Annotated in this window: 19 protein-coding genes; 14 read left to right on the top strand and 5 right to left on the bottom strand. The window is 73.3% G+C overall.

The window, feature by feature from the left end; translation table 11 throughout:
* Positions 1-67: 67 nt before the first annotated feature.
* On the top strand, positions 68-574 hold the full coding sequence (locus tag ACFVWY_RS24135) for a DinB family protein (protein WP_389876002.1): 507 nt from the start codon (positions 68-70) through the stop codon (positions 572-574).
* A 5-nt stretch (positions 575-579) separates the two neighbouring features.
* On the top strand, positions 580-1,146 hold the full coding sequence (locus ACFVWY_RS24130; RefSeq protein ID WP_389876000.1) for a DinB family protein: 567 nt from the start codon (positions 580-582) through the stop codon (positions 1,144-1,146).
* A gap of 58 nt (positions 1,147-1,204) precedes the next feature.
* On the opposite strand, the gene ACFVWY_RS24125 is transcribed toward ACFVWY_RS24130, so the two are convergent.
* Genes ACFVWY_RS24125 through ACFVWY_RS24115 form a run of 3 tightly spaced genes read right to left on the bottom strand, consistent with a single transcriptional unit; the run spans position 1,205 to position 3,554 of the window.
* A complete protein-coding gene (locus ACFVWY_RS24125) occupies positions 1,205-1,612 on the bottom strand; it encodes a GntR family transcriptional regulator (RefSeq protein ID WP_389875997.1) in 408 nt (135 codons plus the stop codon).
* Between the two features lie 26 nt (positions 1,613-1,638).
* Complete coding sequence (locus tag ACFVWY_RS24120) at positions 1,639-2,613, bottom strand: ABC transporter permease (RefSeq protein WP_389875995.1); 975 nt, start codon at positions 2,611-2,613, stop codon at positions 1,639-1,641.
* The gene (locus ACFVWY_RS24115) at positions 2,610-3,554 is read right to left on the bottom strand and encodes an ABC transporter ATP-binding protein (protein ID WP_389875992.1); all 945 of its coding nucleotides are present in this window, start codon (positions 3,552-3,554) and stop codon (positions 2,610-2,612) included. The genes ACFVWY_RS24120 and ACFVWY_RS24115 overlap by 4 nt, the downstream gene beginning before the upstream one ends.
* A gap of 241 nt (positions 3,555-3,795) precedes the next feature.
* Here ACFVWY_RS24115 and ACFVWY_RS24110 point away from each other — a divergent pair, with 241 nt between their 5' ends.
* The 9 genes from ACFVWY_RS24110 to ACFVWY_RS24070 all read left to right on the top strand — a co-directional run bounded on the left by ACFVWY_RS24110 (position 3,796) and on the right by ACFVWY_RS24070 (position 16,420).
* Positions 3,796-4,629 carry a M55 family metallopeptidase gene (locus ACFVWY_RS24110; RefSeq protein ID WP_389875990.1) on the top strand — a complete coding sequence of 278 codons (834 nt, stop codon included), beginning with the start codon at positions 3,796-3,798 and terminating at the stop codon, positions 4,627-4,629.
* Entirely contained in the window at positions 4,622-5,965 is a 1,344-nt protein-coding gene (locus tag ACFVWY_RS24105) for a M20/M25/M40 family metallo-hydrolase (RefSeq protein ID WP_389875988.1), read from the top strand. The genes ACFVWY_RS24110 and ACFVWY_RS24105 overlap by 8 nt, the downstream gene beginning before the upstream one ends.
* Before the next feature lie 22 nt (positions 5,966-5,987).
* Positions 5,988-7,967 carry a prolyl oligopeptidase family serine peptidase gene (locus ACFVWY_RS24100; RefSeq protein WP_389875985.1) on the top strand — a complete coding sequence of 660 codons (1,980 nt, stop codon included), beginning with the start codon at positions 5,988-5,990 and terminating at the stop codon, positions 7,965-7,967.
* Entirely contained in the window at positions 7,964-8,908 is a 945-nt protein-coding gene (locus ACFVWY_RS24095; protein WP_389875982.1) for an LD-carboxypeptidase, read from the top strand. The genes ACFVWY_RS24100 and ACFVWY_RS24095 overlap by 4 nt, the downstream gene beginning before the upstream one ends.
* A gap of 128 nt (positions 8,909-9,036) precedes the next feature.
* Positions 9,037-10,866, top strand: coding sequence for a CocE/NonD family hydrolase (locus tag ACFVWY_RS24090; protein WP_389875979.1), 1,830 nt, complete (start codon positions 9,037-9,039; stop codon positions 10,864-10,866).
* Positions 10,867-10,902: 36 nt separating this feature from the next.
* On the top strand, positions 10,903-11,463 hold the full coding sequence (locus ACFVWY_RS24085; RefSeq protein ID WP_389875975.1) for a GNAT family N-acetyltransferase: 561 nt from the start codon (positions 10,903-10,905) through the stop codon (positions 11,461-11,463).
* A gap of 532 nt (positions 11,464-11,995) precedes the next feature.
* Positions 11,996-13,870 carry an asparagine synthase (glutamine-hydrolyzing) gene (gene asnB / locus ACFVWY_RS24080; RefSeq protein ID WP_389875972.1) on the top strand — a complete coding sequence of 625 codons (1,875 nt, stop codon included), beginning with the start codon at positions 11,996-11,998 and terminating at the stop codon, positions 13,868-13,870.
* A gap of 188 nt (positions 13,871-14,058) precedes the next feature.
* Positions 14,059-14,952 carry a hypothetical protein gene (locus ACFVWY_RS24075; RefSeq protein WP_389875969.1) on the top strand — a complete coding sequence of 298 codons (894 nt, stop codon included), beginning with the start codon at positions 14,059-14,061 and terminating at the stop codon, positions 14,950-14,952.
* Positions 14,953-15,151: 199 nt separating this feature from the next.
* The gene (locus tag ACFVWY_RS24070) at positions 15,152-16,420 is read left to right on the top strand and encodes a wax ester/triacylglycerol synthase domain-containing protein (RefSeq protein WP_389875966.1); all 1,269 of its coding nucleotides are present in this window, start codon (positions 15,152-15,154) and stop codon (positions 16,418-16,420) included.
* Between the two features lie 218 nt (positions 16,421-16,638).
* On the opposite strand, the gene ACFVWY_RS24065 is transcribed toward ACFVWY_RS24070, so the two are convergent.
* Positions 16,639-18,312, bottom strand: coding sequence for a hypothetical protein (locus ACFVWY_RS24065; RefSeq protein ID WP_389875963.1), 1,674 nt, complete (start codon positions 18,310-18,312; stop codon positions 16,639-16,641).
* 234 nt (positions 18,313-18,546) lie between these two features.
* Here ACFVWY_RS24065 and ACFVWY_RS24060 point away from each other — a divergent pair, with 234 nt between their 5' ends.
* The 3 genes from ACFVWY_RS24060 (at position 18,547) to ACFVWY_RS24050 (ending at position 21,174) form a co-directional block, all read left to right on the top strand.
* Positions 18,547-19,632, top strand: coding sequence for an NAD-dependent epimerase/dehydratase family protein (locus ACFVWY_RS24060; RefSeq protein WP_389875960.1), 1,086 nt, complete (start codon positions 18,547-18,549; stop codon positions 19,630-19,632).
* 61 nt (positions 19,633-19,693) lie between these two features.
* On the top strand, positions 19,694-20,188 hold the full coding sequence (locus ACFVWY_RS24055; protein WP_389875957.1) for an NUDIX domain-containing protein: 495 nt from the start codon (positions 19,694-19,696) through the stop codon (positions 20,186-20,188).
* A complete protein-coding gene (locus tag ACFVWY_RS24050) occupies positions 20,185-21,174 on the top strand; it encodes a galactokinase (protein WP_389875955.1) in 990 nt (329 codons plus the stop codon). The genes ACFVWY_RS24055 and ACFVWY_RS24050 overlap by 4 nt, the downstream gene beginning before the upstream one ends.
* Here the strand turns inward: ACFVWY_RS24050 and ACFVWY_RS24045 are convergent.
* Positions 21,156-22,256 carry a radical SAM protein gene (locus ACFVWY_RS24045; RefSeq protein WP_389875952.1) on the bottom strand — a complete coding sequence of 367 codons (1,101 nt, stop codon included), beginning with the start codon at positions 22,254-22,256 and terminating at the stop codon, positions 21,156-21,158. The two genes, ACFVWY_RS24050 and ACFVWY_RS24045, sit on opposite strands and share 19 nt — an antisense overlap.
* Positions 22,257-22,274: the final 18 nt, after the last annotated feature.

Below are 22,274 nucleotides of genomic sequence, written 5' to 3'. Positions count from 1 at the left end.
CGTACCCGGGGCGCGGCCCGTGGAAATCCATGGGCGTCGCGGGTGGCGCGGTGGGCATGATGACGCGATGAGCGACGATCCGAGAAGCAGGCCCCCGCAGGTGGGCGAGGAGCGTGCGTTACTGAGCGGCTTCCTCCAGTACCAGCGAGAGACCCTGGCCATGAAGTGCGCCGGTCTCACCGCCGCACAGCTGCGGACACCGGCCGTCCCGCCCTCGGGCCTGACCCTGATCGGGCTCGTCCGGCATCTCGCCGAGGTCGAACGCTCGTGGTTCCGGCGGGTGCTGAAGGACGAGGAGGCACCGCCGCACTGGCCGGGGCCGAACCCCGGCGAGTTCGCCGAGTTCGATGTGGCGGACGCCGATCCCGCCGAGGCCTTCCGCATCTGGGAGGAGGAGTGCGCCCGCTCCCGGGCCACCGTCGAGGCCGCCGAGTCCCTTGACATCACCGGGAGTTACGGCGAGGAGGTGTTCTCGCTGCGGTACATCGTCACCCACCTGATCGAGGAGTACGCCCGCCACAACGGCCAGGCCGACCTGCTGCGCGAACGCCTCGACGGCACCACCGGAGAGTGACCGCCATGAGCGAAGCAGCATGGACGGCGCCCCGGGTCACCCGGACGACGGCCGGAGGCGACCAGCTGAATGTCCCCAGCGCCGCGGACGAGCGCGTGCTGCTCGACGGCTGGCTGCGCTGGCACCGGGAGACCCTGCTCACCAAGTGCGCCGGTCTCACCCCGGCGCAGCTCGCGCGGACCACCGCCGAGCCGTCCGGCCTCAGCCTCCTCGGCCTGGTCCGGCACATGGCGGAGATCGAACGCTGGTGGTTCCGCCGCGGATTCGCCGGCGAGCCGGTCGGCGACGTCTACACGGGCCCGGACGACGGGGACGAGGGGATGGAGGGCGTCGACGCGGCGCACGCGGAGCGCGACTTCGCCCGCTACCGTGCCGAGATCGCGGCGTGCGAGGCCGCGGTGGCCGGGCGCGGGCTCGACGAGACGTACGTCCCGGTCACCCGTGGCCGGACCGTCAGCCTGCGCTGGGTGTACCTGGTGATGATCCAGGAGTACGCCCGTCACAACGGCCACGCCGACCTGCTGCGCGAACGGACCGACGGCGCCACCGGCGACTATCCGGAGCCGGAGTGAACGACGGCCGCCCCGGCCCCCGGGGGACCGGAACGGCCGGCCGTTCTGGAACGCGCGCTCAGTCGGAGGCCGCCTCGGGCGGGTACACGGCCGCGTGCGCCAAGCGGAAGAGGGCGTCGGCCTCCTGGCCGCTGAGCCCCTGGGCCCGTGCCTCGTTCAGCCACTCGGTGAGCGAGGCACGCAGCGGGGAGTCGGCGCCCGCCTGGGGCGGGGCGAGGGTGCGGGTGATGAAGGTGCCCGCCCCCTGCCGGACCTCGGCGAGACCGGCGCGTTCGAGCTCCCGGTACGCCTTGAGTGTGGTGTTCGGGTTGACCTTGGTGTCGGCCGCCACCTGCGCGGCCGTGGGCAGCCGGTCACCCTCCTCCAGCGCGCCCATGCGCAGCGCCTGCTCGACCTGGCGCACGATCTGGAGGTACGTCGCCACTCCACTGCGCCGGTCGATCCGGAACACGACCACGGCCGTCACCTCCCTCCGCCACTGTCAACGACCTTCTAGAGCGGGCGACGGGACACCCGCCACAGGACGAGCGCGGTGAGGACAGCGGTGCCCGCGAGCAGCAGACCCGCTCCGGTCCACTGCATGCCCGCCATCTGGTCGAAGCCCAGGTACTCGTAGACATTGTTGACGATCCCGTACTTCTCGACGCACGCGTCGGATGCCTTCTCGGTGGCCTTCGCGCACATGCCCCAGCCGTAGAGCTCCCCGTCGGCGGAGCCGATCCAGCGGTCGACCTCCAGCGCGTCGTCCAGCCGCGCGGGCATGTCGGCCTCAAGCGGGTAGACGAGCGTGCGGGTCGCGGCGAGGCTGGAGATCATCCTCTCCCAGAACACCCCGAAGAACCAGGAGAAGAACAGCGCGATGGCCATGGCCGGAAGGACCCGGCGCACCAGGACACCGAGGGTGATGCCGACGGCGGTCAGGAAGAGGCAGAGCGCGGGGAGGACGGGACCGGTGATGTTGAAGACCGACCCGCTCGACCAGTCGTAGGAGAAGACCGGGCGCAAGGGCTTCCACCACCAGGTGAAGACCGCCGACAGCACCACCGCGGTCACGAGGACCGAGCCGTAGACCCAGGCGAACTTCGTCACCATCCAGCGCAGGCGGGTCACGGACTGGGTGGTGACCAGCTGGGCGGTGCCGTTCTCCTTGTCCCCGGAGACCAGCGGGGCGCCGACGAAGACGGCGAGCAGCAGCGGCAGCGCCCCGAGAGCGCTGATGATCAGGCTCACACCGTCGGAGTCGAAGCTCGGTGTGGGCAGGTCCTTCCCCGGCCAGCCCACGGCGTCCAGGACGTCCTTCATCCGGCTGCGCTCGTACACGATCCAGATCGGGCCGAGGACCGTCGCGCCGAGCAGGCTGAACAGGGCGCCCCGGTGCTGGCGTGCGACGAGCCAGCTCAGCCCGCGCAGCAGGCGGGGCCTTGTGGTGGCATCGGTCCGGGGGGCTTCGGTGCGGGTGGTGCTCATGCGGCGTGGCTCCCTTCGGCCTCGATACGGGCACCGGGTGTGAACAAGGGGGGCGTGCCGGGCGAGCGCAGATGCGCCAGCAGCACCTCTTCCAGGCTCGGTTCGGCGACCACCCAGTCGCCGGACAGCGGGCCGTTGGGCCGTACGAGCGCGTGGAACTGCCGGCCCTGGACGCGGCACTCGATCACGGTGTGCGGGGCCAGCACGGCGGCCGGGTCACCGTCCGGAGCGAGCCCGGTCACCAGCGCGTGGGCCGGGACGAGCGCGTCCGCGTCCCCCGCCATCCGGATCTGGCCGCCCGCGAGCACGAGCAGGTAGTCGCACATGTCCTCCAGCTCGGAGAGCATGTGGGACGACATGACGACCGTGGTGCCGTGCTCGACGGCCTCCGACATCAGCAGCGTGCTCATGTCGTGGCGGGCCAGCGGGTCGAGGTCCGACATCGGCTCGTCGAGCAGCAGCAGGTCGGGCCGCTTGCCGAAGGCCAGGGCGAACGCGACGCGGGTGCGCTGGCCGCCGGAGAGCGTGCCGACCCGGGCGTCCATCGGTACCTGTCCGGCCCGGACGATCCGCTCCGCCGCCGTCGCGTCCCAGTTCGGGTTGAGCTCGCTGCCCATGCGCAGCGTCTCCGCCACGGTGAACCGTTTGAACAGCGGCTTGTCCTGCCCGAGGAACGCGAATCTCGGCATCGCCCGGGCGTCGTCCACCGGCACGCCGAAGATGCTCAGGCTGCCTTCCGTGGGCTGCACCTGACGGGTCGCTATCCCCAGCAGGGTGCTCTTCCCGGCTCCGTTGGGACCGACCAGGCCACAGATCCGGCCGGCCGGAAGCCGGAAGGACACGTCCTTGAGCGCCCAGCCGCGACGGTAGCGCTTACCCAGGCCACGGGCCTCCAGGGCCCAGGCGCCGGACGAGCTGCCCGGAGTCAATGCGTCTGCCATGCACTTCGCCTCAATTCCATTAGTCAATTAATGGAATCATGGTCTGGGGTAGTGGAATGTGTCAAGGCGGGTCGGGGGCCCCGCGGTCCGGTGCCGACGGCGGACCCGGTGCCCGGCGACGGCCCCGGTGTCCGTGATGCGCCCGTTCGCGGAGTGCGTCGGCCACCCTTCGGAGGACTGGACCATTGAACGTGCCCGTGGCTCTGGCCTGGCGGTTCTCGGGCGCGTACCGTGACCCGGCATGAAGATCCTGATCAGCGCGGACATGGAAGGCGCCACCGGTGTGACCTGGCCCGCCGATGTGCTGCCGGGCACGCCCCAGTGGGAGCGGTGCCGCGCCATGTTCACCTCTGACGTGAACGCGGCGGCGCTCGGTTTCTACGACGGCGGCGCGGACGAGGTGCTCGTCAACGAGGCCCACTGGACCATGCGGAACCTCCTGCTGGAGAGGCTCGACGACCGGGTCCAGATGCTCACCGGACGCCACAAGTCCCTCTCCATGGTCGAGGGAGTCCAGCACGGTGACGTCGACGCCATCGCCTTCGTCGGCTATCACACCGGCGCCGGTGCGGAAGGGGTCCTCGCCCACACCTACCTCGCCAACTCCATCACCGGGGTCTGGCTCAACGGCGCCCGCGCCAGCGAGGGCCTGCTCAACGCCCATGTCGTCGCCGAGTACGGCGTGCCCGTCGTCCTCATCACGGGTGACGACCTGACCTGCGTGGACGCGCAGGGGTACGCCCCGGCGGCCCGCAAGGTCGCGGTCAAGGACTACGTGTCGCGGTACGCGGCGGTCTGCCGCACCCCGGCCCGCACCGCGGCGGACATCCGGACCGCCGCCAAGGAGGCCGCCGCGCTCGCCGGACGGTACACCCCGGTCAAGGGCGGCCCCTTCACCGTGGAGCTGGAGTTCGACGCCGAGCACCTGGCCCAGGCGGCCACCGTCGTCCCCGGCGTGGCGCCCGGCGGCGAGCGGCGCGTCGGCTACACCAGCGCGACGATGTACGAAGCAATCCGCACGTTCAAGGCCGTGACGACGATCGTGTCGTCCGCCGTGGAGGAACAGTATGGCTGAGGCGACCGGCGCCCAGGACGGTGCCGACCAGCAGGCGCTCGACGAATCGGTGACCTTCACCTCCGAGCTGATCCGGATCGACACCACCAACCGCGGCGACGGCGAGTGCCGGGAACGCCCGGCCGCCGAGTACGTCGCCGAGCGGCTGGCCGCCGCCGGGGTGGAACCCGTCCTGCTGGAACGGACCCCCGGACGCACCAACGTGGTCGCCCGGATCGCGGGCACCGATCCCTCGGCCGACGCGCTGCTCGTCCACGGGCACCTCGACGTGGTCCCGGCCGAGGCGGCCGACTGGACCGTGCACCCCTTCTCCGGCGAGGTCCGCGACGGGGTCGTCTGGGGGCGCGGCGCCATCGACATGAAGAACATGGACGCGATGGTCCTGGCCGTCGTACGCGGCTGGGCACGGGCCGGGGTCCGGCCCCGCCGTGACATCGTCATCGCGTACACCGCCGACGAGGAGGCCAGCGCCGCCGACGGCTCAGGCTTCCTCGCCGACCGGCACGCCGAGCTCTTCGAGGGCTGCACCGAGGGCATCAGCGAGTCCGGCGCCTTCACCTTCCACGCCGGACCAGACCTGCCGCTCTACCCGATCGCCGCCGGGGAGCGGGGCACCGCCTGGCTGAAACTCACCGCGCACGGCAAGGCCGGGCACGGCTCCAAGGTCAACCGGAACAACGCGGTCAGCGCGCTCGCCGCCGCCGTCTCCCGGATCGGCGCACACCGGTGGCCGGTGCGCCTCACCCCGACGGTCCGCGCCGCGCTCACCGAGATCGCCGCGCTGCACGGCATCCACCCGGACCTCGACGCCCCCGGCTTCGACGTGGACGAACTGCTCGGCAAGCTCGGCCCCGCCGCCGACCTGGTCGCGCCCACCGTCCGCAACAGCTCCAACCCGACGATGCTGGAGGCCGGTTACAAGGTCAACGTGATCCCGGGCCACGCCACCGCCCACATCGACGGCCGGATGGTGCCCGGCGGCGAGGACGAGTTCCACGCCACCCTGGACCAGCTGACCGGCCCCGACGTCGACTGGGAGTTCCACCACCGGGAGATCCCGCTCCAGGCTCCCGTCGACTCGCCCACGTTCGCGAAGCTGCGCGCCGCGATCGAACGCTTCGACCCGCACGGTCATGTCGTGCCGTACTGCATGTCGGGCGGCACCGACGCCAAGCAGTTCTCCCGGCTGGGCATCACCGGCTACGGCTTCTCGCCGCTGAAGCTGCCCGTCGGCTTCGACTACCAGGCGCTCTTCCACGGCGTCGACGAACGCGTCCCCGTCGACGCCCTGCACTTCGGCGTCCGGGTCCTCGACCACTACCTGCGTACTGCCTGAACGGCAGAGGGGGAATCGACACATGCAGCCCACCGGGTCCTACGGAACCTGGCCCTCGCCCATCGACGCCGCGCTCGCCGCCTCCCGCGACGGGCGCCCGGAGTACGTCGGCACCGTCGGCGACGAAGTGTGGTGGACCGAACCGCGCCCCGCCGAGGCGGGCCGCCGCGCCCTGGTCCGCCGCCGGGCGGACGGCGGGACCGAGTCCGTCCTGCCCGCCCCGTGGAACATACGGAGCAGGGTCATCGAGTACGGCGGAGTGCCCTGGGCCGGGACCGCGCGCGCCGAGGGCGGCCCGCTGGTCGTCTTCGTCCACTTCGCCGACCAGCGGCTCTACGCCTACGCCCCCGACGGCCCGGACGAGCCCCGCCCGCTCACCCCGCTCTCGTCCACCGGCGGCGGACTGCGCTGGGCCGACCCGCGGCTCCACGTCGAACGCGGCGAGGTCTGGTGCGTCCTGGAGGAGTTCACCGGCGAGGGCCCCACCGCGCTGCGCCGGGTGATCGCGGCCGTACCGCTGGACGGCTCGGCCGCCGACGACCGCGCGGCCGTACGCGAACTCAGCGACGACAGCCACCGGTTCGTCACCGGTCCGAAGCTCTCGCCGGACGGACGGCAGGCGGCCTGGATCGCCTGGGACCACCCCCGGATGCCGTGGGACGGCACCGAGGTGATGCTCGCGGACGTGGCCGGGGACGGCACCTTCCACCGCACCCGGTCCCACCTCGGCGGCCCCGGGGAATCCGTGCCCCAGATCGAGTGGGACACCGACGGGCGGCTGCTGTTCGCCAGCGACCGCGGCGGCTGGTGGAACCTCTACCGCGACGACCCGGACCAGGGCGCGATCGCGCTCTGCCCCCGCGAGCAGGAGTTCGCCGGACCCCTCTGGAAGATCGGTCTCGGCTGGTTCCTGCCCATGGACAACGGGCTGATCGCCGCCATCCACGGCAAGGGCACCACCACGCTCGGCATCCTCGACCCCCGGACCGGCGAACTCGTCGACGTCGCCGGGCCCTGGACCGAGTGGGCCGAGACGCTCACCGTGCACGGCAGCCGGGTCGTCGGCGTCGCGGCGAGCCCGCACAGCGCCTACGAAGTGGTCGAGCTGGACACGGCGACCGGCCGTACCCGGGTGATCGGGGCACCGCACCGGGACGCCGTCGACCCCGCGTACTACCCGCGGCCCGAGCAGCGCACCTTCACCGGTCCCGGCGGACGCGAGATCCACGCCCACCTCTACCCGCCGCGCAACCCCGGGCACACCGGCCCCGCCGGAGAACTGCCGCCCTACGTGGTCTGGGCGCACGGCGGCCCCACCGGCCACGCCGCGCTCGTCCTCGACCTGGAGATCGCCTACTTCACCTCACGCGGCATCGGCGTCGCCGAGGTCAACTACGGCGGCTCCACCGGCTACGGCCGCGCGTACCGCAACCGGCTGCGCGAACAGTGGGGCGTCGTCGACGTCGAGGACTGCGCCGCCGTCGCCGAGGCCCTGGCACAGGACGGCACGGCCGACCGGCAACGGCTCGCCATCCGCGGCGGCAGCGCCGGAGGCTGGACCACCGCCGCCTCACTGACCGGCACCGGCGTCTACGCCTGCGGGACGATCATCTACCCGATCCTCGACCTGACCGGCTGGGGCACCGACGAGACCCACGACTTCGAGTCCCGGTACCTGGAGTCCCTGGTGGGCCCGTTCGCCGAAGTCCCCGACCGCTACCGCGACCGTTCCCCGGTCGGCCGCGTCGACCGGCTCGCCACCCCCTTCCTGCTGCTCCAGGGGCTGGACGACCCGATCTGCCCGCCCGTCCAGTGCGAACGCTTCCTCGCCGCACTCGACGGTCGCGGCATCCCGCACGCCTACCTCACCTTCGAGGGCGAGGGGCACGGATTCCGCCGCGCCGACACCATGATCCGCGCCCTGGAGGCCGAACTCTCCCTGTACGGGCAGGTCTTCGGGGCCGAACGCGCCGACGTCCCGCCGCTGGAGCTGAAGAAGTGACCCTCACCCCGCTGACCCGCCCGGCCCGGCTGCGCCCCGGTGCCCGGGTCGCGGTCGTGTCCCCGAGCGGCCCGGTCCTCGCCGAACGGCTGGACGCGGGCCTGGACGTCCTGCGCGGCTGGGGCCTGGAGGCCGTCGAGTCCCCGCACGCCCGTGCGGTCCACCCCCGGCTCGACTACCTCGCGGGCACCGACGAGGCACGCGCCGCCGATCTCCAGGCCGCCTGGTGCGATCCGGCCGTGGACGCGGTGATCTGCGCCCGCGGCGGGTACGGCGTGCACCGGATGGTCGACCTGGTCGACTGGGCGGCGATGCGCGCGGCGGGACCGAAGGTGTTCATCGGCTACAGCGACATCACCGTGCTCCACGAGGCGTTCGCCCGCCATCTGGGGATCGTCACCCTGCACGGTCCGATGGCCGGGGCCGAGACCTTCCTCAAGGACCCGGACACCCAGGAATCGCTGCGGGCCACGCTGTTCGCACCCGAATCGGTGCGCACCCTCGGCCTGCCCGCCGCGCGGGCCCTGGTGCCCGGCAGGGCCCGCGGCATCACCTACGGCGGCTGCGTGAGCCTGCTCGCCGCCGGCCTCGGCACGCCCTGCGCCCGGACCTCGGCGCGGGGCGGGCTGCTGCTGATCGAGGACATCGGCGAGGACCCGTACAGCATCGACCGCATCCTCACCCAGTTGCTGCGCGCCGGGGCGCTGGACGGGATCGCCGGGGTGGTCTGCGGATCGTGGTCGGGCTGCGGGCCGTACGAGCAGGTGCGGACCGTGCTCGCCGACCGGCTGGGCCCGCTGGGGGTGCCGGTCGTCGAGGAGCTGGGCTTCGGGCACGGGCCGACGGGGCTCACCGTCCCGCTCGGCGTCCGTGCGGTGCTGGACGCCCCGGCGGACGGCGGCCCGGCCACCCTCACCGCAGAGGAGCCCGCGCTGCGCTGAACGGTGCCGATTCGTAAAGAAGTTGAGCAGTGTTCAGGAATCGCACCCCGGAACGTTGACAGCCCCCCGAAGCGCGTCACAGCATGAGTACGGTCCGTTACTTTACCGGCCGGTATGGTGCTCTCGGTGTGGAGGTCCTCGTGTCGCGTGCTGTGCCCCGCCCCCGGTCCGGGTACCGGACGCTGTCCCGCAGGTCGCTCGCCTGGGTGGCCGGGGCCGCCCTCGCCGCCCCGCTGGTGCTCACCGGTGCGGCGAAAGCGACCGCCGGCGAGACGGGCCGGTACACCGTCACCCCTCTGGAGTTCACCGTCCGGGCGGGGGACCGCACCTGCACCGTCGACGCGGACCTGTACCGCCCCGCCGGGGCCGACGCCGGTCACCCGGCACCCGCCGTACTCGCCACCAACGGCTTCGGCGGCAGCAAGTCGGACGGCACGACCGACGCCATCGGCAGGGCCTTCGCCTCGCGCGGCTACGTCGGCCTCGTCTACTCCGGCCTCGGCTTCGGCACGTCCGGCTGCCTCATCACCCTCGACGACCCGGCCGCCGACGGCCGGGCGGCCGCCGCGCTCATCGACTTCCTCGCCGGAACCCGCGCCGCCGACGACGGCACCCGCGCCGACTACGTCGTGCGGGACGGCGAGGGGGATCCGCGGGTCGGCATGATCGGCGGCTCGTACGGCGGCGCCGTACAGCTGGCCACCGCCTCCGTCGACCGGCGGCTCGACGCGCTCGTCCCGCTGATCACCTGGAACGACCTGGCGTACGCCCTCGCCCCCAACGCGGCCGACGCCCGCACCGGCGTGTCCTCCGCCACCGCCGGGGTCTTCAAGTGGCAGTGGGCCAACGGCTTCTACCTGATGGGGGAGGGACAGACCCTCCTCAACGCGAGCCTCGACCCGTCCCGGTTCAACAACCTGGGCTGTCTGCACTTCGCGAGCCCCGCCTGCGACACGGTCCGGCTGCTCAACTCCGGCCGCTTCCCGGCCGACCGCACCGCCGCGATGCTCGACTACGCGCGCGGCGTGTCCCCCGTCGGCTATCTCGGCAAGGTCAGGGCCCCCACGCTGCTCGTCCAGGGCCAGACCGACAGCCTGTTCAACCTGAACGAGGCCACCGCCACCTACGAGCAGCTCAAGACCCAGGGCACCACGACCAGGATGATCTGGCAGTCCTGGGGCCACAGCGGCGGCCAGGCGCCCGGCGAACTCGACCTGGGCCGGGGCAACCTGGAGAGCAGCTACGTCGGACAGCGCGTCCTGGCCTGGTTCGGCCGCTACCTCCGGGACGACCGCGGCGCCGACACCGGACCGGCCTTCGCCTACTACCGCGACTGGCGCAGCGGATACGGCACGGCGCCCTCCGTTCCGGCCCTCTCGCGGAAGATGTACCTCTCCGGCGACGGCACGCTCGTCGACGACCGGTCCGAGGTCACCCGCGGCAGCCGTCAGTACACCAACTGGCTGATCCCCACCAGCCATTCGGAGAGCTCCCTCGCCGGGATCACCGGACTGCCCGACCCCAGGCCGTACGACACCAGGGGCACCTACCTCGGCTGGACCAGCGCCCCGCTGACGTCTCCCGTCGATGTCGTCGGCGCGCCGGAGGCGACCCTCAAGGTCGTCTCGCCGACGACGGAACAGGTGCAGGACAGCGGCGACGCCGCCGACCGGCTCGTCCTGTTCGCCAAGGTCTACGACGTGGCCCCGGACGGCACCAAGACCCTGGTCAACCGGCTCGTCGCGCCGGTGCGGGTGCCCGATGTCACCCGCCCGTTCACCGTGCGGCTCCCGGGCATCGTCCACCGCTACGAGACGGGCCACCGGCTTGAGTTCGTGATCGCGGCGAGCGACAGCGCCTACGTCGGCAACCGGGGGATCAAGCCGGTCACGGTGGTCAGCGCCCCGCAGGACACCGGCGTGCTGGAGCTTCCGGTGGTCGGCGGCCAGCCGGGCTGAGACGGGCTCCGCCGGACAGCCCCTTAGAGTGGCCCGATGACCGACCGCGCATTTCCGGACGAGGGGCGGCGGGTGGCGATCCGCCCCTTCACCCCGCAGGACGCCGAAGAGTTCACCGCGCGGGCGCGGGAGAGCCGGGAGCTGCACCGGCCCTGGCTCTTCCCGCCCGAGGACGCCGCCGCGTACGCCGTCTACGCGGACCGGCTGACCGGCGACCCGTCCCGGGCGGGCTTCCTCGTCTGTGAACGCGACGCCGCGGGCGGCGGGCGGGCGGGAGCGATCGCCGGGTTCATCACCATCAACAACATCGTCGCCGGAGCGTTCCGCTGCGGCGCGCTCGGCTACGGGGCCTTCGCCCACGCGGCGGGGCGCGGCCTGATGGGCGAGGGACTGGGCCTGGTCCTGGAGCACGCCTTCGGGCCGCTCGGACTGCACCGCCTCGAAGCCAACGTCCAGCCCGGCAACACGGCCTCGATCGCACTGGTCCGGCGGGCGGGCTTCCGCCTCGAAGGCTTCTCACCGGACTTCCTCTTCATCGACGGCGCCTGGCGCGACCACGAACGGTGGGCCATCACGGCGGAGACGGCGGGCCGGTAAGGGCGGGCACGGGGCGTGCGCTCACGCCGACCTGCGCGGCGCGCCCCTCCCATGACCGCTCCCGGCCGGGAGGCGCGCCCCTTCCATGGCCTGCCCCGGCCGCGCGGCGGGGCCCTCCCTGGCCCCGGGCGGGCCCGCTGCCGACCCCGCTCCCGGGCCGCATACTGGGGGAGTGCGGGGCGGTTCCTCCTCCGCGGGGGCCGTGCGCAGGGCCCGCCGACCCGGTTGGGCAAGACTTTGCCCGTGGCCGGATATCGCTGCCTGTGGAGCACGGGAGCCGCGCCCAGCCGGACGTCAGCGGCCCGGCAGGCCGTATACGAAGCTTTACGAAGGGGAAACCGCGGCCGGAAGAGGCCGCTGTGACCGTACCGGCCGCTCACGTGCGTGTTGACCGTACGCGGCCGAAGGCAGACGCTCGCCATAAAGCTGCTAAATACAACTGGTTCCGCCGGGGCGCTGCCGTCCGGCCCGCCCGCGGACGGGCGGCGCCGCGGGCGGTGGCCCGCAACGGGACCGGATCAGGAGGACGCGCATGTGCGGCATAGTCGGCTGGGTCTCCTTCGACCGCGATCTACGGGCGGCCGAGCAGGTCATTGCAGTGGAAGAGATGACGGAGACCATGTCCTGCCGGGGCCCCGACGACCGGGGGACCTGGAACGCCCCGCACGCCTCGCTCGGCCACCGGCGGCTCGCGATCATCGACCTGCCCGGCGGGCGCCAGCCCATGAGCGTCGGCACCCCCGAGGGTGCGGTCGCGCTGGTCTACTCCGGTGAGGCGTACAACTACACCGAGCTGCGCGAGGAGCTGACGGCCCGCGGGCACCGGTTCACCACCGACTCGGACACCGAGGTGGTGCTGCGCGGCTACCTGGAGTGGGGAGAGGCCCTCGCCGAGCGGCTGAACGGCATGTACGCGTTCGCGATCTGGGACGGCCGCCACGACCGGCTCGTCATGATCCGCGACCGGATGGGCGTCAAGCCCTTCTACTACTGGCCGACGTCCGACGGCGTCCTCTTCGGCTCGGAGCCCAAGGCGATCCTCGCCAACCCGCTGGCCCGGCCCCGGGTGACCCTCGACGGCCTGCGGGAACTCTTCACCATGGTCAAGACCCCCGGCCACGCCGTCTGGGACGGCATGTACGAGGTGGAGCCCGGCACGGTCGTCACCGTGGACCGCTCAGGACCGCACCAGCGCACCTACTGGCAGCTGGAGACCCGTCCGCACACCGACGACCGGGACACCACGATCGCCACCGTGCGCGCGCTCCTCGACGACATCGTGCGCCGCCAGCTGGTCTCCGACGTACCCCGCTGCATCCTGCTCTCCGGCGGGCTCGACTCCTCGACGGTCACCGCGCTCGCCGCCCTGCAACTCGCCGAGAGCGGTGAGAAGGTCCGCACCTTCGCCGTCGACTTCGTCGGCCGTACCGAGAACTTCGTCGCCGACGAACTGCGCACCACCCCCGACACCCCGTTCGTCCACGACGTGGCCCGGCAGTCGGGCACCCTCCACCAGGACATCGTGCTCGACCCCGACGACCTCGCCGATCCGGAGGTACGGGCCAGGATGATCCGGGCCCGGGACCTGCCCATGGGCCTCGGTGACATGGACTCCTCGCTCTACCTGCTCTTCCGGGCCATCCGCGAGCACTCCACCGTCGCCCTGTCCGGTGAGTCCGCCGACGAGGTCTTCGGCGGCTACCTCCAGTTCTTCGACGAGGAGGCCCGCAACGCCGACACCTTCCCCTGGCTGGTGCGGATGGCGGAGCACTTCGGTGAGGACGCCGATGTGCTCCGCCCCGAACTCGGTGACGCCCTGGACCTCGGCGCGTACACCGAGAACAGCTACCGCACCGCCGTGTCCGGCATCGAACGGCTCGACGGCGAAAGCGACTTCGAGTACCGGATGCGCCGCATCTGCCACCTCCACCTCACCCGTTTCGTCCGTGTCCTGCTCGACCGCAAGGACCGCGCGAGCATGGCGGTCGGCCTGGAGGTCCGGGTGCCGTTCTGCGACCACCGGCTCGTCGAGTACGTCTACAACGCGCCCTGGGCCCTCAAGTCCTTCGACGGCCGGGAGAAGAGCCTGCTGCGCGAGGCCGCCGCGGACGTACTGCCCCGTTCGGTGTACGACAGGGTCAAGAGCCCCTACCCGTCGACCCAGGACCCCAAGTACGCCGTGGCTCTCCAGGAACACGCCCGCGCGCTCCTCGCCGACCCGGACCACCGCGTCTTCGAGCTCGTCGACCGCGACCGGCTCCGCGCGGCGGCCGAGCGCCAGTCCCCGCAGATCACCGCCGCTTCCCGGCGTGGCCTGGAACGCGCCCTGGACCTGGCCGCGTGGATGGAGCTGTACGACCCCGAGCTGGTCCTGGACGAACCGGCCGGGGGCGCCCCCGGCCGGTGACGGCCGGGCTCCTGGACCCTTCCCCCACGCTGCCGTCCGGCCGGTGACGGCAGCGTGACGACCGGCCCCGGGCGTACGGGCGCGGGCGGGCCGGGGCCCGGCGGTTCCCGGCCCGGTCCTCCGCGCACCGCCGTCGTCCGGCCCGGCCTGCGCGCGGACGCCACCAGCGCCTCCCGTAGGCTCCCGGCATGTCTGACGGGGTGGACGCGCGGGAACTGTACGAGGCCCTGGGGGAGTACGAGGGGACAGCGCCGCACGAGAGGATCGTCGTGCCCTGGCTCGGCCGCGCCCAGGGCGGCTACCGCGCCTGGCTGGCCACGGCCGCCGCGGACAGCGCGTGGTGGGCCGGGCAGGGAACGGAGCCCGGCGGGCAGGCACTCGTGTGGGAGCTCTACGCCCTGCACCGGGTCAGCGACCTGCTGCTGCCCGCTGTCGGGCCGTCCGTTGGCCGGACCGGCTTCCCGGACCCGTGGCCCTTGCTCCCGGAGCGCGCGTACCTCGGCCTGTTCACCTCGCTGGGTATGACGCCGTTCGGGGACGGCGACACCTTCGACCCGTTCCTCCACGAGATCGTCGAGGTCGAACAGGCCGGCGATCCGCACGCGCCGGCCGAGATCACGGAGATCCTCTGGCCCGGCCTGATGCTGGGCCAGCTGCTGTTCAGCCGGGCCGGGGTGCGCGTCCGCGCCGGTGCCGGATACGCGCAGCGCGGCGTCGCGGACCGCGGGCCGCTGTACTGGACCTTCCGCCGCCGCCACCGGCCGACGGCCGACCTGTCCCAGGGCTGGGGCGGCAACTCCCAGTGGCGCACCAGCTTCCGGCTGGACTACCGGACCCCGGCCGGCGACCGGCTCAACGTCGCGGCGGACCGCCCGATCGACGGCAGTGACGACCTGCCCCCCGCTCATCCGAACAACCTCAGCCCCGAGGAGCGGCTCCTGACGCCCGGCGAGCGGCGCGAGCTGCTGCGCCACCGCTGCCTCCTGCGCGTGCCCGAGGCCGCCGACGCGCTGGCCGGATCGCCCGGCTGGGAGCGGGATCTGCTGCCCTTCGACTGGCGGCTTCCGGACTCCGGGGCCTGACCCCGGGGCGGCCAGGGCGGGCGGAGTCGTCCCGAGGGCATGACCATCGCCCGGTGGGGGAACGACAGTGCCGTGAGCGGGGCCGTCGGCCGGTCATTCGATCAGGTGATGCCGCGGCATCCGGCCCCGGGCGACGGCGGGCTGACGCCACGATGGCGCATCGAGTGCGATGTGTGGGACCGACCGCAGGGAGTGGAACATGCGCGACTGGGAGCGGGCGACCCCGCTGGACCGTGCCATTCAGGAGTATCCGGTCCACGGCAGCGACGCGCACAAGCACTTCGGCTGCGTACTCCACCTGCGCGGAACGCCGCCGGACCTTCACGAACTGCGCCGTCACCTGGAGACGCGGATCAGCCGGCTCCCCGGTCTGCGCACCGCTCTGGACGCCCGGACCGGCAGGTGGCGCACGAAGAGCCCCGACCTCGCCGCACACGTGCAGGAGCGAGTGCTCCCGCCCGGGGGCGGCGCCGTGCACAGCGCCGCGCGCGACGTCCTGCGCGCCCCGCTCCCCGAGGACGCGCCCCCGTGGCTGCTGACGCTCCTGCGGGACGACGAGTCCGGGCGGCACGCCCTGGTGTACCGGGTTCACCACGCCTTCCAGGACGGCACGGGCATGCTGCACACACTGGAGTCACTGTTCTCACCGTCGCCCGTCGAGCCGCACGAGTCGTCGGCCCTGTACCGGAAGGGGGAAGGAACGCGGCTGTCACGGCCGGGGGACTGGTTGCGGGCAGCGGGCCTGATGCTGAGCTTCCTCAGGCCGAGCCGGGCGTGGCAGGCCCCGGGGCACCGCTTCTCCAGCACCCGGGACCTTGAGTGCGTCGCCGTCCCGTCCGCCTGGCTCCGCCCGCCCGTTGACACCGGCAGCACCCGCAACGACGTGTTCCTCGCCGCGACGGCGCGGGCGGTTCGGGACTGGGCCGACGAGTTCGCCACGGAATCGGCGCGGCGGGACGAGGTCCGCATGCTGGTACCCGCCAACGTGCGCACGAGCCGGCAGGTCTCCCTGCCCGGCAACCGTCTGGCGCTCGTCCCGGTGCTCGTGCCCGCGAACCCCGCGCCTCCCGCCGGGCACCTGGAGCAGGTGCGGCCCTCGACCCAGGTGCTGCGCGACCCCGCCGTGCGGCTCGTGCTCGACCGGCTCAGCCGGAACACGCCCCGCCGGTTCACCAGCTCACTGCTCAGGTCGCTCGGGTCGCCGTCCCGGGCCACGCCGATCGTATCCAGCCTGACGCTCCGTCACCCACTGGCCGTCCTCGGCGCCGAGGTGGTGCGGATCGATCCCCTGATGTGTCTGCCGGAGGGGTTTCCCTTCAACGTACTGATCATCACCCACGGCGAAACCTCGGTGGCGTGCTTCGTGACGGACTCCTCCCTTCCCGGTCTGTCCACGCTCCCGCGGCGCTGGCATGACGCGCTGAAGGATCTCCAGTCGGCCGGCCACCACGCGGCCCCGGACAACTAGACACCACGCTCTTCACCCGGCGCACCCGCCCCGGGGCGGGTGCGCCGGGTGAAGAGCGTGGTGGGGCGCGGACGGGCCGACGCCGCCGCGCCGCGCCGTGCCGCGGGAGGTTCCGGGGGCCTCGGCCCGGCTGCGGCACCACCCGCGATACGGCCCGGCTCGCGTCCTGCCGGGGCGGGGCCCGGTGACGAGGCGTGTCCCCACCGGCGAAGGCGCGCTCACCCCGCCGAGGACGTGACCGTCCGGGGAGCCTCCTCGTAGGCGAGCCACTGGGCGAAGGCGTGCAGCCCGCGCGCCAGGTCCGTGGCGGGTGCCCAGCCCGGGGGCCTCGGGGCCGTTGCCGGGCACTGCCACCCCGGATCGGCACCGGGTTCGGGCCGCACCGGCACCGGCCGCACGGCGTCGTGCACCGCCTGCGCCAGCTCCGCCGCCGTGCACGGCTTCCCCGGGACGGCCGACATCTCACGTGCCTCCGGCCGGGCGCGCAGCACCGCCGCGATCGCGTCGGCGAGGTCGTTCACGTACACCGGCCACACCTCCGCGTCCGGGTCGCCCCCGGCCACGACCGGCTGGCTGCGCAGCGCGTCCCACACCATCCGGCCGACCGGGGAACGGCGCGAACAGCCGGGACCGTACAACTCGCCCACGCGCAGCGTGTACGGGACCGGCTCGCCCGGCGGGCGGACCGTGACCCGGGGGCCGGGGGAACCGAGCGCGGTCAGGTCGATCACGGCGGCGGACCGCTCCCGCAGATCTGCCAGCCGTCGCACCAGATGCTCACCGAGCGGGTTCTCCGCCCCGCGCCAGACGGGGCCACCGGGCCGCCGGGGGCGTACGCGCCGCTCGTCGGCGGCCTCGCGCCCGGCGTCGAGCGCCCGGTGCGCCACCTCGGCCAGGGGCGCGCGACGGCGCGCGAGGTGCTCCTCCGTGCTGGCGTTGCTGATGCCGCCGGTACCGATCGTCGCCACCGCCTCCGTGTACGCCTCCGATGTCCCGGACGGCACGGCGAGCCCGGCGCGGGCGGCCCCGAAGCCCATGGCCAGGGCCGTCAGCCAGGTGCCCCGCACATCGGCCGCGCAGGCCCCCAACGCCCCGGACGCCCCGGAGCCGGGCGGGCGCAGCAGCGTCTCGGGCAGTCCGGCACCGCGCAGATACTGTTCGGCGTCCAGATGCAGCCACCGTTCGGGACCGGGGCCCGTCACGCGTACCGCGCACTGCGCCACACCGTGCTTGAAGAACGGCAGCACCGACAGGCCGGTCAGCGTCCGGCCCTCCTGCGCGGGCCGGTCGCCGGGCACGAAGCAGACCGAGCGGCGCGGCCCGCGGAAGGCGTTCCCGGAGATCGAGCCGCGGTCCTCGTGCTCGGCGAGATTGGGCACGGCGACATAGCGCGGCACATCGTGGGCGCGGAGGTAGCGGTGCATCAGGATGTCGTCGGGCCAGCCGCCGAGCCGCTGTCTGCCGTACCCGACGAACCCCTCGGCGACCCGGCGCGGCAGTACGATCGCCACGCACGGGAAGTACTCGTTGACGGCGCCGACCCAGCGGGCGCCCGCCATCGCTCCCATCCGGACCGCCGCCCCGTTGCGCGAGTCCCAGAGCGCGAACAGGGCCAGCGCCGCGTCCGGCAACTCCCCGATCGCCTCCCGCACCCGGTCCAGGAAGGTTTCGGACAACACCATGTCGTCCTGGACCACCATGTGATGTGTGGCCCCCTCCTCGATCGAGGACCACGCGGCGAGCGCGGTGCGCAGCACCGACGGGGTGCCCGTGGGATCGGGGTCCATGACGACCCGTAACGGGCCGCCGGGCACGCTCAGGGCCAGCTTCTCGGCCGCCGCCCGGCGTCTGGGGTGGGTCATGACCACCGCGCTGAGCCGTGGGCGTGCCATACGTCCTCCCTGGGTCAGGATCGGCCGGGCCGCGCCGAGCACCCTTCCGGAGCCCGGTCCGCCAGCCGGATTCGGACAGTACGGGCGGTGCGCAGGGCCCGCAAGAGTGCCGAAATGGCCCTCTGGCAGACGGGCGACAGGTCCATGAATGCTGGGGCCGGTACGCGCCGGGGCCCGGCCCGCACGCCCGGACCGAGCACCGCGTACCCCTCCCGATGCCGAAAGAGGCTTGTCATGCCCGCGTTACCCCGTCCGATCCGTACCGACGGCGACGAGTCCGTCCGCTCGCGCCTCGGCAAACTCCGCGACGCCCGCATCGTCGTGACCGGCGGCGGCGGACTCGTCGGCAGCAGGCTGGTCGCCCTGCTGCACGGCGCCGGAGCCCTCGTCACCGCCCTGGACCGCATGGACGCCTACCCGGGGTCCGGCCACGAGACCTTCGGTACGGCGCGCAGCGGAGCCCGGCTGGTCGTCGGGGACGTCCGTGACGCCGGCACCGTCGGGGCGCTGCTGAAGGAGGCCGACTTCGTGGTCCACGCGGCGGCCTACGCGGACGTCGCGGCCTGCACCCGCCGCCCCGACATCGCCTTCCGCGCCAACGTCGAGGGAACCCAGGTCGTCCTGGAACAGGCCGCCCGCTTCCCCGTCCGCCGCCTGGTGCTCGTCTCCTCCGCGTCCGTGTACGGCGACGGCGACCCCGGCGTCGAGGGGCCGCAGGTCTTCCACGAGGACATGCCGCTCAACCCGGTCTCCGTGTACGCCAACGGCAAACTCTGGGCGGAACACCAGACCCGGCTCATGCTCGGTGCCGCGGGCGGCACCGAATACGCGGTGGTGCGCTACTTCTCCGTCTACGGCGACCCCCAGATCCCCAAGCCGGGCAGCCACTCCTGGATGGTGCCCTGGCTCTCGCTCCAGGCACGGCTCGGCCGCCCCATGCGGCTCAACGGCGGCGGCACCCAGGTCCGCGACCTCGTCCACGTCGACGACGTCGCCGAGGCCACCGCGCTCGCCCTGATCGAGGAGCAGATGGCCGAACGGACCGTGAACGTCGGCACCGGCCGCCCCACCTCGGTCCGCGAGGTCGCCGACCTGATCGCCCCGTACTTCCCCGGCGCCCGCCGGATCGTCACCCCGCGCCCGGAGGGCGACCCGCTCGGCGGCTACGCCGACGTCGAGCGCTCCCGCGAACTCCTGCGCTGGCAGGCCCGGATCGGGGTCCGCGAGGGCGTGGACCGGTACGTGCGCTGGCTGCTGGCGACACCGCAGGCCACGCCGCCCTGGCTGGCCGAGGAGTACGGGGAGGCGGATCCGGCGTGACACGCCGCGCACCGACGGGCCCGCGCGGCGCACCGAAGGCGACGGAGGCGGCACGCACACCATGAGCTACACGGGTTCCCACATCTGGTCGCTGCGCCAGCAGGTCGGCTCCCGCAAGCTCCTGGTGCCCGGCGCGCAGGTGCTGCTCATCGACGCCGAGGGCCGCGGGCTGTTCCAGCAGCGCGCGGACACCGGGGTCTGGGAGCTGCCGGCCGGGGCCTGCGAGGAGGACGGCGACTTCGCCGACGCGGCCGTCCGCGAACTCGCCGAGGAGAGCGGACTGCGGGTGGCGCGGGAGGACCTGGTGGCGTTCGGGACGCTCTCGGACCCCCGGGTGCACACCCTGGCCTATCCCAACGGGGACGTGACGCACTGCTTCGCGCTCTGCTTCACCGCCCGGCGCTGGTCGGGGGTGCTGGACCCGGGCGCCGACGAGGTGCGCCGGGCCGTCTTCCGGCCGCTCGACGCCCCGCCCCGCCCCCTGCACCCGCCCACGGAGGTGGTGCTGTCCATGTACGCGGCCTACCGCGCGGAAGGAAGGTTCCAGGCCCGGTGAACCCCACACATCCGATACGTGCCGAGGTGCCCTGCCGGGCCTGTCTGTCCGGTGAGGACCTGGACTGGCTCGGCGGGGGCCGCTCGGTCAGCCTCGCGCTCGGCCTGATGACGACCGTGGAGGCGGGGCCCGGCCCCGCGCCCGGGAACGGTCCCGAGGACGGCTGGCAGCGGGAGGTGTGGGCGTTCCTGCGCGAGCGGCTTCCCGGCCTCGCCCCGCGACCGCCCGCCGTCACCGTGCGCAGCCAGGCGCCCGCCGCGAGCGGACTGTCCTCGTCCACGGCGCGGATCGTGGCACTGTTCCGGGCGTTCACGGACTACGCCGTGCGCGGCGAGCGCGTCCCGGACGCCACGATCACCCGCTGGGCGTACGCGTTCGAGTTCGCCGTCTTCAACGGGGGCGGCATGGACCACCTCGCGGTCGTCGAGGGCGGTGCGCTCCTCCTCGACGGGCGCGAGCGGGGGCTTCCCGCCGTACGGGACCGTCTCGACCTCCCCGGGGAGTGGCGGGTGGTCGTCGTGGACTCCGGCACCCGCAAGGACACCCGTCACCACATCCGCGACGTACGGGCGCAGCTCGCCTCGGGCGACCCGGCGCTGGCCGCCTACCGGGCGGCGGCCGACGCGGCGTCGGGCCGGGTGTGGGCGGCGCTGCGCGGCCGGGACCTGGCGGCGCTCGGGGCGGCGATGTCCGACGCCCACGCGGCGATGCGGGACCACCAGCGGATGTCGACGCCGCTCCTGGAGGAGCTGCGGGCCCTCGCCCTGGCCTCCGCCGGCCTGCCGCTGAAGCTCAGCGGGGCCGGCGGAGGCGGTGCGCTGGTCGGCGTCTGCCGGGCGGACGAGCTGGAGCGGACGGCGGCCCGGCTCACGGGGGCGCTGCGCGTCGCGCACCCGGGGGCCCGGGTGGTGCCCGCGACGGCGGCCCCGGGCGTGCGGCGGGAGCCGGAGGCCGTGGCCGCGGGAGGTCAGAGGAAGGGGTCGTAGTCCTCGCTCAGCGGGGACTCGCCGGTTCCGCGGGCGATGCGGTCCAGCTCCAGGTTGGAGCGGTGCCGTGCGCAGTGGAACCGGCAGTCCCGGCTCGGGTCGACGATGCCCCGGCGGTCCGCGTCCTGCCAGATGGCGGCGAGGTCGTCGGTGACCGCGTCGCCGATCTTCGCGAGCGGATTTCCGCGGTGGTAGGAGCACACGTACACCCCGGACGGGGTGATCAGCGTCCGGAGTTCGGCGACCCGGCAGCGGTCGTACGCCTTGGGCTGTACGGGGCCGGCCTGGCCGCGCAGCGAGGTGAGGGTGGAGGAGTTGACGAGCTGGAAGCGGTCGCTCTCCAGCCGGGCCGCCTCGGCGAGCTGGCGGTCCACCGACTCCAGCATCGTCTCGGGGACCTGCACGATGTGATGGTCGTCGTCGAACATGGCCTTGGTCTCGAAGTAGTCGCAGCCGATGTCATGGGCGAGCTCGGCCGCTCGCAGCACCTCGTGGTGGTTGGTCACGACCGGTCCGCCCGGCTCCTGACGCGACATCACCAGGAAGGAGTAGCCGAGGGCGCCCTTCTTCTCGGCGGCGAGCAGCCGCATGTTCCCGATCACCTTGCCGAAGACGCTGCGGCCCTTGCGGTCGGGCCGGAACAGTCCGTACGTCTCGGCGCTGCCCGCGTCGACGGAGACCCGGACCCAGGTGGCGTACTGGGCGAGCTCGGCGAGGTTCTGCCGGATCATCGTGCCGTTGGTGACGACCCCGACGGCCAGGCCCGCCTCGCCGAGGATGCGTAACACCTTGCGGGTTCCGCGGTGGGCGAGCGGTTCCCCGCCGCCTATGAGGACCACCGCCCGCACGGACAGGGCGACCAGCTCCTCGGCGAGCGAGGCGAGCCGCTCCGGGGTGAACCGGCCCTGGTTGAGGAGCTTTCCACTGATGCACTCGGGGCAGGCCAGGTCACAGAACGTGGTCGGGTCGAGGTCCACGACGAGCGGCGCGGCCGACGGCTCGCCCGAGGCGGTCCGGACGACCCGGGGCCAGTCGGTGGGCTGGTACAGCTTGGAGACGAGATCGAGGCGGTCGTGCGTCACAGGTTCTCCTCTTGCGGA

The organism is Streptomyces sp. NPDC058195 (assembly GCF_042883525.1).
In the GTDB taxonomy this organism is placed as follows: Bacteria; Actinomycetota; Actinomycetes; order Streptomycetales; family Streptomycetaceae; genus Streptomyces.
The sequence above is the reverse complement of the archived record's forward strand: the minus strand, read 5'-3'. Positions and strand labels throughout refer to the sequence as shown.

Excerpts from the sequence above, each read along its gene's own strand:
- ACFVWY_RS24135 (WP_389876002.1), top strand. The coding sequence starts at position 68 with ATGAGCGACGATCCGAGAAGCAGGCCCCCGCAGGTGGGCGAGGAGCGT.
- ACFVWY_RS24130 (WP_389876000.1), top strand. The coding sequence starts at position 580 with ATGAGCGAAGCAGCATGGACGGCGCCCCGGGTCACCCGGACGACGGCC.
- ACFVWY_RS24120 (WP_389875995.1), bottom strand. The coding sequence starts at position 2,613 with ATGAGCACCACCCGCACCGAAGCCCCCCGGACCGATGCCACCACAAGG.
- ACFVWY_RS24115 (WP_389875992.1), bottom strand. The coding sequence starts at position 3,554 with ATGGCAGACGCATTGACTCCGGGCAGCTCGTCCGGCGCCTGGGCCCTG.
- ACFVWY_RS24110 (WP_389875990.1), top strand. The coding sequence starts at position 3,796 with ATGAAGATCCTGATCAGCGCGGACATGGAAGGCGCCACCGGTGTGACC.
- ACFVWY_RS24105 (WP_389875988.1), top strand. The coding sequence starts at position 4,622 with ATGGCTGAGGCGACCGGCGCCCAGGACGGTGCCGACCAGCAGGCGCTC.
- ACFVWY_RS24100 (WP_389875985.1), top strand. The coding sequence starts at position 5,988 with ATGCAGCCCACCGGGTCCTACGGAACCTGGCCCTCGCCCATCGACGCC.
- ACFVWY_RS24085 (WP_389875975.1), top strand. The coding sequence starts at position 10,903 with ATGACCGACCGCGCATTTCCGGACGAGGGGCGGCGGGTGGCGATCCGC.
- asnB (WP_389875972.1), top strand. The coding sequence starts at position 11,996 with ATGTGCGGCATAGTCGGCTGGGTCTCCTTCGACCGCGATCTACGGGCG.
- ACFVWY_RS24075 (WP_389875969.1), top strand. The coding sequence starts at position 14,059 with ATGTCTGACGGGGTGGACGCGCGGGAACTGTACGAGGCCCTGGGGGAG.
- ACFVWY_RS24070 (WP_389875966.1), top strand. The coding sequence starts at position 15,152 with ATGCGCGACTGGGAGCGGGCGACCCCGCTGGACCGTGCCATTCAGGAG.
- ACFVWY_RS24065 (WP_389875963.1), bottom strand. The coding sequence starts at position 18,312 with ATGGCACGCCCACGGCTCAGCGCGGTGGTCATGACCCACCCCAGACGC.
- ACFVWY_RS24060 (WP_389875960.1), top strand. The coding sequence starts at position 18,547 with ATGCCCGCGTTACCCCGTCCGATCCGTACCGACGGCGACGAGTCCGTC.
- ACFVWY_RS24055 (WP_389875957.1), top strand. The coding sequence starts at position 19,694 with ATGAGCTACACGGGTTCCCACATCTGGTCGCTGCGCCAGCAGGTCGGC.